Origin of the sequence: Streptomyces sp. NPDC050732, assembly GCF_040654255.1 — a bacterium.
Classification (GTDB): Bacteria; Actinomycetota; Actinomycetes; order Streptomycetales; family Streptomycetaceae; genus Streptomyces.
Genome location: NZ_JBFAHP010000009.1, coordinates 110,214 through 122,114, shown reverse-complemented (window position 1 = coordinate 122,114; position 11,901 = coordinate 110,214). Strand labels below are relative to the sequence as shown.

12 protein-coding genes are annotated in these 11,901 nt (G+C 69.7%); all 12 read left to right on the top strand.

Annotated features, from left to right (window positions below; all coding sequences use genetic code 11):
• Nucleotides 1–341: 341 nt before the first annotated feature.
• Nucleotides 342–890 carry a hypothetical protein gene (locus AB0H82_RS10690; RefSeq protein ID WP_362990987.1) on the top strand — a complete coding sequence of 183 codons (549 nt, stop codon included), beginning with the start codon at nt 342–344 and terminating at the stop codon, nt 888–890.
• A gap of 332 nt (nt 891–1,222) precedes the next feature.
• Nucleotides 1,223–1,768, top strand: a complete 546-nt coding sequence (locus AB0H82_RS10685) for an ATP/GTP-binding protein (protein ID WP_362990985.1) — start codon at nt 1,223–1,225, stop codon at nt 1,766–1,768.
• A 15-nt stretch (nt 1,769–1,783) separates the two neighbouring features.
• Nucleotides 1,784–2,482, top strand: a complete 699-nt coding sequence (locus AB0H82_RS10680; protein ID WP_362990983.1) for an SAF domain-containing protein — start codon at nt 1,784–1,786, stop codon at nt 2,480–2,482.
• Nucleotides 2,483–2,487: 5 nt separating this feature from the next.
• The gene (locus AB0H82_RS10675; protein WP_362990981.1) at nt 2,488–3,411 is read left to right on the top strand and encodes a hypothetical protein; all 924 of its coding nucleotides are present in this window, start codon (nt 2,488–2,490) and stop codon (nt 3,409–3,411) included.
• Nucleotides 3,404–4,924 (top strand): ATPase, T2SS/T4P/T4SS family, encoded by a 1,521-nt coding sequence (locus AB0H82_RS10670; RefSeq protein WP_362990980.1) that lies wholly within the window; start codon nt 3,404–3,406, stop codon nt 4,922–4,924. The genes AB0H82_RS10675 and AB0H82_RS10670 overlap by 8 nt, the downstream gene beginning before the upstream one ends.
• Nucleotides 4,921–5,883 carry a type II secretion system F family protein gene (locus AB0H82_RS10665; RefSeq protein WP_362990979.1) on the top strand — a complete coding sequence of 321 codons (963 nt, stop codon included), beginning with the start codon at nt 4,921–4,923 and terminating at the stop codon, nt 5,881–5,883. The genes AB0H82_RS10670 and AB0H82_RS10665 overlap by 4 nt, the downstream gene beginning before the upstream one ends.
• The gene (locus AB0H82_RS10660; protein ID WP_362990977.1) at nt 5,880–6,782 is read left to right on the top strand and encodes a hypothetical protein; all 903 of its coding nucleotides are present in this window, start codon (nt 5,880–5,882) and stop codon (nt 6,780–6,782) included. The genes AB0H82_RS10665 and AB0H82_RS10660 overlap by 4 nt, the downstream gene beginning before the upstream one ends.
• 49 nt (nt 6,783–6,831) lie before the next feature.
• The gene (locus tag AB0H82_RS10655) at nt 6,832–7,053 is read left to right on the top strand and encodes a hypothetical protein (RefSeq protein WP_362990975.1); all 222 of its coding nucleotides are present in this window, start codon (nt 6,832–6,834) and stop codon (nt 7,051–7,053) included.
• Entirely contained in the window at nt 7,050–7,454 is a 405-nt protein-coding gene (locus tag AB0H82_RS10650; RefSeq protein ID WP_362990973.1) for a TadE family protein, read from the top strand. The genes AB0H82_RS10655 and AB0H82_RS10650 overlap by 4 nt, the downstream gene beginning before the upstream one ends.
• Nucleotides 7,451–7,957, top strand: coding sequence for a TadE/TadG family type IV pilus assembly protein (locus AB0H82_RS10645; protein ID WP_362990971.1), 507 nt, complete (start codon nt 7,451–7,453; stop codon nt 7,955–7,957). Before AB0H82_RS10650 ends, AB0H82_RS10645 begins: the two co-directional genes overlap by 4 nt.
• An 86-nt stretch (nt 7,958–8,043) precedes the next feature.
• Complete coding sequence (locus tag AB0H82_RS10640; RefSeq protein ID WP_362990969.1) at nt 8,044–8,433, top strand: hypothetical protein; 390 nt, start codon at nt 8,044–8,046, stop codon at nt 8,431–8,433.
• A 1-nt stretch (nt 8,434) separates the two neighbouring features.
• The gene (locus tag AB0H82_RS10635; RefSeq protein WP_362990967.1) at nt 8,435–11,863 is read left to right on the top strand and encodes a hypothetical protein; all 3,429 of its coding nucleotides are present in this window, start codon (nt 8,435–8,437) and stop codon (nt 11,861–11,863) included.
• The last annotated feature ends 38 nt before the right edge of the window (nt 11,864–11,901 follow it).

Sequence of the window (11,901 nt, the reverse complement as noted above, 5' to 3'; positions counted from 1 at the left end):
AATCTCCAAATCGATATATAGGCCCCTACGAAAGCACGCAGATGATGACCTGCGGGGAGGCTGACCAGCGACGGTGACGTCATCACTCCGTAGCTATTGCAACCATCAACTACCGGAAATACGTGACCTGTTGGCGGTGGTGTCCTAATGTACGCACCACGCACGCGGGAGGCGGCAGCCACAACTGGCGTCCGCTCGACCGGAGTTGACGGATTCGCCCAGCCTAGCGGCATTGGGTCATCGTTCTCACAACAGGCCATACGGGGAGAGCGCACATGACATTGCGATCGCATCATTACGTCCGCGCACGACGGACTATGCCCCTGGTATCTCTCACGGTCGTGCTGGGCATCGCCCTCGCCATGACCTCTTGCAGCAGTGACAGCAGTGCAGACCACGCTCACGACAGTCGACGGGAGAAGCCCACCAAGTCCGTCACGCCGACCAGCCCGCGGGCCAAGACCGACACCCCGCAAGCCAGGGAGAAGAAGGCCGTGCTCACCGCCTACAAACATATGTGGGATGAGCAGGTCAAGGCATACGCGAAGGCGGATACCAAAGGGACTGGCCTCAAGAAGTACGCCACCGCGGATGCCTTCGCTCGCGCCCAGAGTGACGTGATGGGCCTTAAGGCCAAGGGGATCGTTGCCACCGGCGAACCGGAACACAACACCACGGTCATCAGCATCGACATCGACCGTCAGGTGCCCCGCGCCGAGCTACGCGACTGCATGGACACCACGAACTGGCAGTACAAGTACCGCAAGACCGGCAAAGCGTTTCCTCTTCCTACGAAACGCATCAAGAAGTACGTCGTCACTGTCAAGGCCGAGCAGTGGAGGAAGCAGTGGATGATTCTCGACGTCACTCCGCACAAACGCGCCTGTTAGCCGCGGTATTAGTCACTGCCGTGGTCGCCTCGGGACTGGTGATGCTTACTGCACAGGCACATGCCGTACCACCTGAGACGGGATGCAGCCCCATCTCCTCCTTCATACTGTGCGACGTGGATGCCACCGAGGTCCGCCCCGGCAGTCCGGGCAAACCCGCAGGTCCCACCAAGCAAGGCAAAAGGAAAAGGAGCCAAGGGCCTTCGAACGACTGCATCGTCACCAAGATGCAGCCACAGCCTCCCGCAAGCAGCGCGTTGTGGGACGGCCACCAGCCCGGTGACGGCGCGATCTACACACGAACCTGCGCTGGCGCGCTCGTAGGCGCCGCTATGAGCGGCGGACCTGTCGTGCCCTTCCAGACCTTCTGGTCTGCCACAGCACCAGTGGCGCCGAAGATTGATCCGCGTGTCCTTGCCAGGCAGGCCGTCGACTCGATGCTCCTGACCGGGCCGGACATTGCAAGCCCGCGAGCAGCCGGAAAGTACACCGTCGGCGTGCCGATGTGGATGTGGGTGGAGCCCTCCCCCACCACGTTCGGCCCCAACACCGCCTCGGCGTCGCTGGCCGGAGTGACTGTGTCGGCCACCGCAAAGGTGTCCTCGATCCGCTGGTCGATGGGTGACGGGAAGACCGTCATCTGCCACGGGGCCGGCACCAAGTACCGGGTCTCATACGGCATGACCAAGTCGCCCGACTGCGGGCATCTCTACCGCGCCGGCTCCAAGGACCGGGCGGGAGGCCGCTTCAAGGGCACCGCGACCGCGACCTGGGCCGTCGAGTGGCACGTCACCGGCGGCGGTGAACAGGGCGAGTTCACCGAAGTCCGTGACAGCGACTTCACGGTGGCCGTGGGCGAGATGAGAGTCCTCGACTAACAGGATGGCAAGCACGTGGTGTTGAAGAGCATGTCCAAGAACAGACCGCAGGTACCCGCTCCGCCAGCCGCGGACGCCGTGATGCGCCCCGACGTCGCCATCACCGACCCCGAGCCGCCCCGCCGGCGCCGCCGCTCCTTCATGGTGATCGGCGCAGTGATGGTGCTCGCCGGTGCCATCGGCTTTGCCGGGCTGATGAACGCCTCAGGAGATCGCTCCGATGTGCTGGCTCTGGCCCGTGACGTGCCGTCCGGAAAGAAGATCAGCGCGGCGGATCTGCGGGTGGTCTCCCTGCCTGACGACCCCGGTCTCAAGCCCGTGTCCGCGGTGAAGAAGGACACTGTCGTGGGCCGCCGGGCCGCATCCGCGTTGTCCGAAGGCTCCTTGCTCACAGCAGGCCAGCTCACCAGCCGGGGAGGTCTCAGGCCCGGCGAGGCGTTGGTCGCCGTCGAGGTCAAGCGGGGCATGGCGCCGGTGGATGCGCTGCGCCCCAGCGACACGGTGAGTCTGGTGACGCGTCCCCAGGAAGGTGCGGCTCCCGGCAAGGAACCGGCCGAACTGCCCGAGGTGACTGGGCGGGTAGTCAAGGTGGGCGCGCCCGCCAGCAGCGGTGATGTCGTGGTCCAGGTCGCCGTCGGCGACGGGGACAGTTCGGTGGTGGCTGCCGATGCCAGCGCGGGCCGGGTCGCGATCGTCCTCAAGGCCGGGGGCTGAACGCGATGTCCGTCATGGTGCTCGCCAGCGGGCATGGCTGCGGGGTCACCGTGTCCTCGCTTGCCCTGGCCATGTCCAGTCCCCGCCCTTCCCTGCTCGTGGAGGCCTCAGGACGGCAAGCCTCGATCCGCAGTGGCTACCGGCAAGGGGCCTGGGGCGGCGAAGTGGGGCTATGGCATCTGGCCCAGGCCCATCTCCAGCACCACCTCGCCGAAGCTTTCGAGGCGCATCTGCGCCCGCTGGATGCGGAGGGCAACCGGCTGATTCTGCCCGGGCTGACCGATCCCGCCCAGGCCGCGGCCCTGTCCGGGATCTGGGAGCCGTTGTCGCTGCTGCTGCACGCCATGGACCAGCATGCGGGCTACGACGTCATGGTCGATGCCGGGCAGGTCATTGTGGACGGGGGCGGCGTGCATGCCGGGCTGTTCCCGGCAGTTCTCGCTCACCGCGCCGATGTGGTGCTGCTGGTGCTGCGCAACACCTTGACGTCGGTGGCCCAGACCCTGCCGGTGGCGCGTGTCCTGCAGGGCGAACTGGAACGGCGGGGCAGCGGCAGCGAAGCGCTGCGGCTGCTGGTCATTCAGGAACTGTCCGCAGCCGCAGGCGGCTTGCGCTCCGATGCCATCGCGCGCCGGTTCGGCATCCCGGTCGTGGATCTCCTGCCCTGGGATGCGGCCGCCGCCGGCCTGTTCACTCATGGTGCACAGCGCCCGCCGCGGCTGGCGAAGCTGCCCCTGCTCAAGCAAGCCCGCAAGACGGCCGCGGCGATCGCGGTAGAGGTCAATACCCGGCGTCGCGCGCTGGACATGCCCGCCGCTGCGGTCAGTTCCCCTCAGGTGGCCGGGGTGCTGCAGCGGCTGTCCGCGGCTCGGCCGCCTGGTGCGACCGTGCCGGATCCCCGGTTGCCGGGGGTGTCCGCTCATGGCTGAGCAGTCCCAGGTGTCCGGGATGCCGCGTCTGCAGGACGTCTTGCGCCAGTCCCTGGCCCAGCAGGTTCCGGACATGCCGGCCGCCCCGCCGGCGGGCACGGTGGTGCGCCCTTCGGTGGGTTCTTCTCCGTCGGCCGTGGGAGTTACCGAGCAGGCCGGGGTGTTGCCTGCCTCTCCGCAGGACATCGCCGGCCTGCGGGATGCGGTCAGCGATGACATCGTCGCGGCCGATGAGAAGGACCCGCTGGCCAACGAGAGTGCGCGCCGCGAGCGGGCCCGCTCGCTGGTGGCCACGCGTGTCTCGCGGTGGGCGGTGGATCAGGCCCGCCAGCGTGCGGCGCTGACCCAGGCGCAGGTCGAGATGTTGTGCCAGGCCGTCTATGACGCGCTGTTTCACGCCGGGCCACTGCAGAAGTACTTGGACGACCCGGACGTGGAGAACATCGTCGTGCTGGGCGACAGCGTGCAGGTCGACTACTTCAACCGGCCCACCGTAAGGGTCGCTCCGGTCGCTCAGAACGACGATGAGCTGATCGCGTTGATCAACCGGTTGGCGTCGAACTCCGGGCACCGTGAACGGCGTTTGTCGGCCTCCTCCCCCATGGTCAGCTTCCGACTGCCAGACGGCTCCCGCGCCGAGGCCACCACCCTGACCGGCGACCCGTTCTTGGGTGTACGGCGCCACCGCGTGATGGCCTCCAGCCTGGAGCAGATGCAGCAGTGGGGCACCCTCTCGCCCGCGCTCTCGGCGTTCTTGCACGCCCTGGTGCTGGCGAAGAAGAACGTTCTGATCGCCGGGGACATGGGAACCGGCAAGACGTCGCTGCTGCGCGCGCTGGCGAAGAAGATCCCGGCCGAGGAGCGGGTGGTCACCCTCGAGTCGGACCGTGAGCTGTATCTGGACCAGTTCGAGGACGGCGCGCAGTTTCTGGCGATGGAGTCCCGCGAGTCCAACGGCGAGCTGGTCGATGGCCGTCCGGTCGGGCAGATCACGGTGGCGGACATGTTCCCGCACGCGCTGCGCATGCTGTCCACGCGCGTCATCGTCGGCGAGGTCCGCGACCGTGAGGCGATCGCGATGCTGCAGGCGATGAGCGCCGGCGGTGCCGGGTCCATGTGTACCCTGCACGCCGCCTACCCCAAGCTGGTGCTGCCTCGCCTGGTCACGCTGTGCCCGGGGATGCACCGTGACGACGTCCACGAACTCGTGGGCACCGCCGTCAACTTCGTGGTCTATCTCAAGCAGATCAACCAGACCCGTCAGGGTGGGCGCCGCCACCGGTTTGTCTCTCACGTCTTGGAGGTGCAGCCCGGTGAGAGCGGCCGCCCCTCCCTCCAGGAGATCTTTGCGCCCAGTGGCTGTGATCTGCGCGGCATCCCGCAGCTGGCCCCGTCCTGCATTGAGGAGCTGGAGACGCTGGCCGGATTCGACCGGCGCTGGCTGACCGTGGCCCAGTACGGGGCGTGGCCGGCCCCGCTGGATCTGTTGCGGGCGAAGGAGGACGCGGCGTGAGTACGGATCAGTGGAACCTGCTGGCTGCGCTGTGCGGGGCGCTGCTGGTGGGCGGGCTGCTGGTGACGGTGCGCGGCGCCGCCCCGGCGCCGGTCGCCGGCCAGCGCCCTCCCTCGCGGGTGGGGGTGCGCTGGCAGCAGATGCGCGCCTCGCTGCCCGAGGCGTGGGCGCGCCGGTACCGGTTCATTGTCGTGCTCGCGGGGCTGTGCGCGGTGGGTGCCTGGCTGTACTGGGCCCGTCCGGTGCACGGTCTGCTGGCCGCGGTGGCGGTGCTGGGTATTCCGTGGATCTGGAATCCGGCCGGTACCAGCGAGCGGCAGATCGTGCGGCTGGAGGCCCTGGCGGAGTGGCTGCAGCAGCTGGCGGGGGTGCACGAGTCCGGCGGCACCCTGGACAGTGCGATCACCGCGTCGGCTACGCGCGCGCCGTTGGCCATCCGCCCGCAGGTACGTCGGCTGGCCGCGCGGCTGCGGGTGGGCTCTAATCCGCCGCTGGCCTACCGGCAGTTCGCCGACGCGTTCGCGGACGGGGCCGTCGACAACGCGGTCATGCTGTTCCTCACCCACGCCCAGGACCACGGTCCGGGGCTGAGCCGGGCCCTGCAGTCCATGGCCAGCCTCACTGAGCAGGAAGCGATCTCGCTGCGCACGCTGGATGCCAAACGCAGCCAGGTGCGCACCGGCACCCGCTGGGTGTCGGTCATCTCGCTGATGATTGCTGTCTATGTCCTGACCAATCCGTCCTGGGGGGACATCTACCGCACCGGACAGGGCCAGCTCGTGATGCTGGCGTTGGGCAGTGCGTTCGGCGGCGCCTTGGTGGGGATGCGCGCGCTTGCTCGGTCCCGGCCCGCGCCGCGGCTGCTGGCCGCCTTGCCCTCCACGCCAGGTATGCACGGGGAGGGCCGCGGGCCGGCGGATGTGAACAAGCCGAGGAAGCGGAAGGCGGCCCTGTCGTGATCTCTCCCGAAGCCCTTTTATGCGGTGCCTTGGTGGGCGGCGGGCTGTTCCTGCTGGTGCGGGAGTTGCTGCCCGCCCGGGCGGACATGGACGCGGTCTTGGACCGGCTGGAGAACACCACGCCCCTGCCCGGGCAGGCCAGGCCCGCGGGCGGCCGGGCCGCATCTCAAGCGTCGGTGTGGGAGCGGGCCGGGGCGCAGATCCTGGTCGCGCACGGCCACCGGCTGAACGTGCCGCGCGCCGACCTGGAGCTGCTGAACAAGTCGGTGACCCACCATGTGGGCACCAAGGTGCTGGGCGCCGTGGCGGCCCTGGTCATGGTGCAGGTCAGCTGGCTCCTGCTGAACCTGGCGGGCTTTGGCCTCTCGTTCGCTCCGCCGCTGCTGGTCTCGGTGGGCTTTGCCGCCTACCTCTGGTTCTCCGCGGACGCCGATGTGCGGCGCACCGCGAAAGCAGCTCGCCTGGAAGTCCGCTACGCCATCGCCTCCTTTCTGGAGCGCGCCCAGTTGGAGCGGGGCGCGAACGTGGGTCCGGAGGCGGCGGTGCAGCGCACCGCCGAGGTCGGTGACCACTGGATCCTGACCCGTATCAGTGCGGCCCTCAAACGGGCTGAGCTGGCGGGCATCCCGCAATGGGAGGCGCTCAAGCAGCTTGGCGAGCAGCTCGACATTCCCGAGCTGGCGGCGCCGGCCGAGTCCTTCTCGCTGGCCGGGGCCGGGGCCTCGATCCAGAAAACGTTGGCGACCCAGGCCCTTTTGTTGCGCCAGCGGCTGCTCACCGACCGGGAGGCCGAGGCGAACTCGGCGTCCGAGCGGCTGGTGGTGCCCGGCACGGTGCTGTTCACGGTCGTGCTGGTGATGTTCGCCTACCCGGCGTTCAGCGCCCTGACCTCCATCTGACCAGACATGTCCGCACATGTGGTGTGCCATTCAACAAGGGGAAGATGTCATGAAGTTAACGGGGTTCGAGAAGGCCACGGTCCGGCTGCACACGGCGTGGCTGATCCGCAGGGAGAAGATGGCGGGGGCGCGCCGGGACGCCGGGATGGAAACCCTGGAGAAACTGATCCTGGGCGCGGTGGTGCTGGGCGTGGCAGTCGCGTTCGGCACCGTGTTCAAGGACACCTCGACGACGCTGATCGACCGGTTCAAGGCCGCCGTCGGCGCATGAGCGGCCGCATCCGCACGTGGTGGCGCCTGCGGCATGAGGCGGTGCGCGGACAGTCGGGGGTGGCCACCTTGGAGTTCCTCATCATCGCGCCGATCTTGCTGTTCATCTCCTTGCTGGTGCTGCAGCTGGGGGTGTTCTTCCTGGCCAGTACCGCCGCCCATACCGCGGCGCGCAAGGGCGCGCAGACCGGTGCCCAGTTCCGGTCCAGCCCCGGGCAGGGCGCGGCGCGCGCCGAGGCCTGGCTCGCCCGGGTCGGGGTGGTGCAGCAGGCCCAGGTCAGTACGGCCGGATCGACCGGCCAGCGGGTGCGGGTGACCGTGTCGGGGCGGGTCATGAACTTCCTGCCGTGGGACCTGCGGATCGAGCGCAGCGCCGAGGACACCGTGGAGAAGAACCAGTGAGCCGGCAGCAGGAGCGCATCCGCGGCCACAGGCCGCGCGCGCGGATCGTGGCGGTGGCCGGCCGGGCTGGGGACGATCGGGGCTCGTACACGCTGGAGGCCGTGCTGTGCCTGACGGTGCTGGTACCGATCTTGGGCATCATCGCGGCGTTCGGGCTGGCCGGGCTCGGGGACAGCACGGCGGCGAACGCCGCGACCGCGGCCGCCCGCGCGGCCAGTGGGTCCGCCGACCCCGGTACCGCCCAGGCGCGCGCCCGGCAGGCGGCGCTGCGCTCTCTCAGCCAGGCGCAGCGCACCTGTGCGAGCGCGGACATCCAGGTTGACACCAGCCGATTCCCCTCTGCGCCCGGCCAGGCTGGCACCGTCACGGTGACCGTGCACTGCACGATCCCGCTGGCGCAGTTGGCCGTGCCGGGGCTCCCGGGCTCCAAAACGCTGCGGGCGACCCGGCACAGCGCCGTGGACCGGTATGTGGCCCGCGCCGGTGAGGAGCACAGCCGATGACGGTTCCCCGCCTACCCGGCCGACAGCACGCAGGCCCTCGTCGTGTCCTGCGGGCGCGGGCGCTGCGGGGCGGTGACCGCGGCTCGGTGCAGCTTTACTTCATCGGCTTCGCGCTCGTCATCATCGCTCTGCTCGCGCTGCTGGTTGACGGCGGACGCCTGCTGATGGCCGATGCCGATGCTGACGACATTGCTGCCGAAGCCGCGCGCGCGGCGGGCCAGGAGATCAACGGTCCGGACGCCATCACCGGCAAGGGCACCCGCGCCGACCCGGCCCAGGCCGTTGCCACAGCGCAAGACTTCCTGGCGGATGCGGGCGTGCACGGCACGGTCACCGTCGCCGCGGACGGGCAGAGCCTCACCATCACCGTTCACGACACCTACCACACGCTGCTGCTCGGTGGTTTCGGCCCCACCCGCATGCAGGTCACCGCGCGGGCCGACGTCACGCTCGAACGCACCGACCCGGGAGCCTGAGATGCCTCACCCCTTCCTCGGCCGCCGGGCCCTGCGCGTGCTGCGGGCCGCGGGCCGCCTGACCGTCCTGGCCCTGCTGCTGGCCGGTGTGCCCTGGGTGCTCGCCCGGGCCGGCACCCTTCCGGCCGGGGTGCCCAGCGCAGCGGACATCAGCAACGCGCTGCTGTCGCCGGACGACGGGCAGGTGCTGTTCACGGTGATGACCGTGCTGGCGTGGGCGCTGTGGCTGTGGTTCGCCCTGGGCGTGCTGGCCGAGCTCCCTTATCTTTTGCTGCGCCGCCGCCCAGCACATGGTCGGCAGCGTGCGCTGGGGGCGCCGCAGCGGCTGGCCGGTTTCCTCCTGGGCGGTCTGCTGGTGTTGCCGGCCGGCACCGCGATGGCCGCTCCGGCACCTGCGCTCGCCGCTACCGCGCCGGTCCAGCCCACCCCTGAAGGCGCTGGTGGCGAGGAGGCCGCCAAGGACAGAGTTCCTGCCGCGGCCGCTGCCCGGCAGGCACCCCGGCCCGCGCCCGCGGGGCCGGTGCATGTGGTGGGGGAAACCGGCGAGACCGTGTGGGACCTGGCCGTGGACTACCTCGGATCCGGCGCCCGTTCCAGCGAGATCCGGACCCTCAATGCGCATCTGCCCAAGAGCGCGCTGCTGCCTGCCGGACTCCACGTACAGCTCCCGCCCGACGCCCGCATCCCCTCCCCTGCCCCCTCACCGGTGCCTGAACACCCCTCGGCGCCGGCAGGCCCCAGCCCGCGGATGCAACTCGCGGCCGCCGACGAGCAAATGGCAATGGCCGAGGAGCAACAGGGCAAGCGGACCCACACCGTTAAGGTCGGCGAGTCGCTGTCGGGCATTGCCCAGGAGGAGTTGGGCGATGCCGCGCAGTGGCCGAAGCTGTTCGAGGCCAGCAAGGGACAAGATCAGCCGGGCACTACACCGCCGGTGAGCAATCCCGACCTGATCTACCCCGGCCAACTGATCACCGTGCCCACCTCCCCGCCAGGCGCATCAGGCGACAAGCGTGAGCGGCCCGGCTCGCACGATGACGGTTCTGCCGGGGAAAAGGACAACTCCGGCAATGGAGAGGATGCCGGGGCCGGGTCGCCTGATCCCCGGCAGCCGTCGGCGACACCCCAGCAGCCCGGCCGTGAGCAACCGGGACCCACCCCCTCCCGTGAGCCGCTGCCTGCGGCCAAACCTGCCCCGGACGCCGATGCCTCCTGGACAGCGGGGGCGTTCAGCCTCCGTACTGCGGGCGTGCTGGTCTCCCTGGCCGCCGCGGTGACCTTGGCCCTGGCCCTGCGCCGTATCCTGCAGCGCCGCCGCGCCCGGCCGGGCGAGCTCATCGCCATGCCACAGGAAACCTCCACGACCGAGGCGCAACTGGCCCAGGCCGCCGAGCCTGCAGGCCTCCTCCGCCTCGACCTGGCGCTGCGCACGCTCGCCCACCACAGCACTCAGCAGGGGCACTCGCCTCCGGCACTGCGCGGCGCCCGGATCACCGACAGCGGCGTGCACGTCCTGCCCGAGGACCTGCAGGCCGCCCCGCTCGCGCCCTTCACGGCCGACCGGGGCGGCTGGTGGAAGTGTGAGAACACCGCCGAACTCCTCGACCAGGACGAAGCCGCACGCGTGCCGTCCCCCTACCCGGGGCTGGTCACCATCGGCGCCGACGAGGACGGCCATCTGGTGCTGCTCGATCTCTGTCGCACCGGCGTGCTGCTGCTGGACGGTGACCTTGAACGCCGCACGGAGGTCCTCACCTCCCTGGCTCTGGAACTTGGCATGAGCCCGTGGGCGAGCGACGTGGAAATCGTCGTCGTCGGGTTCGGCAAGGGGTTGAACCACCTGCTGCCCACGGGCCGCATCGCGCACATCGACCAGCCTGATCAGGCGGCACGGGACTTCGCCGAACGTCTCCTCGAAGCCCACCAGGAACCCGCCGCATCCCGCACCCCCTACCTGATCCTGTGCGCGGTCGACCTCGGGGCGGACAGTGCCTGGCAGGTCGCTGAGACCTTCCACAAAGCGGGCGACACCATGAAGGTCGCGCTGATCGCCCCCGCCGGACAAGCCCATCTGCTCTTCGAGGACAGCGAGCTCCTGGACGCGGCCCGCACTCAGCCGCAGACACTCGACAGCCTCGGCCTCGACGTCACACTGCAGCGCCTGGAGCACGACGCACTCCAAGAGGTCACCGACGCCCTGACCGTGTCCGGACAGGAACCACGCCCGGCCGACGGGCCTTGGCAGCACGTGCCGTCCGAGACACAGACCGCACACGCGGCACGCACCGCGGCCGCCGGACCTTCCGCCCGCACCAACCCACCCCGCACACCGTCCACCAACTCCCCCAGCTCTGCTGCCGACGCCCCGATCACTGGCACCCGCCGCACTGCGGCGGACAGCGGCGGGCTCGGCATCTACCCAGCGCTCCTGGCCGCCTCCGCCTCCCCCAGCGCCGTACCCGACATGGTCTCTGTGGTGAGCAGGAATCCCGACGAGCCCGATGCACCGCTGGCCCCTGCGACCGAGGACCTCGACACCCCGCTGCCATCCGCAGCTGCGGACAACGAACCGCAGGCACCAGCCACCGAGCGACCGCTCCCGAGGACCGTCCCTGCCACCAGCAGCGCACCCCCCGCGCCAGCCGCCGACAGCGGCCCCTCCCCCGACAGCCCGACAGGCAGTGCTCCTCCCGGCGTGCCGTTCATCCAAGTGATGGGGCCGGTCGCCATCGCGGGCGTGGCCGCCTCCCGCCACGGCAACCGCGAAGCACAACTGGCTGCCCTGCTCCACCTGCGTCCCGGCCGCAGCGCTGACACCTTGTGCGCGGAAATGGACCCGGCCCACCCCTGGGCCCCCGAGACCCTCAACTCCCGCCTTGGTGGGCTGCGCCGCAGTCTAGGCAAGGACGAGGAGGGGCTCTGGTACGTGCCGCGGCGCTCTGTGAAGACGGACCCGTTCGAGATCTCCCCGAAGATCTGCTGTGACTGGCACGTCTTCCTGCGCACCGTCGAGGCTGCTCTGCCCCACGGGCCCGCCGGGCTCCCCCACCTCGAACAGGCCCTGAGCCAGGTGCGCGGGAAACCCTTTGGCGCGCATCCGCTGCCCTGGAGCGAGCCCCTGCAACAGGAAATCATCATGCGCATCGTCAGCACGGCACACACCGTGGCCACCCTGCGTCTGGAATCCGGGCCACACCACGACCTGACCCTGGCCCGCCGCGCCGTCGCCACCGGGCTGGAAGTCGATGACACCTGCGAACTGCTCTACCGAGACTGGTTCCAGATCGAAACCGCTGCCGGAAATCGGAGCGGTCTGATCGCGGCGACCTCCAGGCTCGACCAGGTCAACCGTTCCCTGGGCCTGAGCGCCGAACTCGATACCGAGATTCTGATGCGCCAACTTCTCGACCAGACTGGCGACCAGATGTGATGCACACACCACCACCGCGCGGGCTGCCGATTGGGGCT

Bases quoted from the DNA above. Each gene is read 5' to 3' on its own strand.
- AB0H82_RS10635 (WP_362990967.1), top strand. From the start codon at position 8,435: ATGCCTCACCCCTTCCTCGGCCGCCGGGCCCTGCGCGTGCTGCGGGCC.
- AB0H82_RS10650 (WP_362990973.1), top strand. From the start codon at position 7,050: ATGAGCGGCCGCATCCGCACGTGGTGGCGCCTGCGGCATGAGGCGGTG.
- AB0H82_RS10655 (WP_362990975.1), top strand. From the start codon at position 6,832: ATGAAGTTAACGGGGTTCGAGAAGGCCACGGTCCGGCTGCACACGGCG.
- AB0H82_RS10685 (WP_362990985.1), top strand. From the start codon at position 1,223: ATGAGCGGCGGACCTGTCGTGCCCTTCCAGACCTTCTGGTCTGCCACA.
- AB0H82_RS10675 (WP_362990981.1), top strand. From the start codon at position 2,488: ATGTCCGTCATGGTGCTCGCCAGCGGGCATGGCTGCGGGGTCACCGTG.
- AB0H82_RS10670 (WP_362990980.1), top strand. From the start codon at position 3,404: ATGGCTGAGCAGTCCCAGGTGTCCGGGATGCCGCGTCTGCAGGACGTC.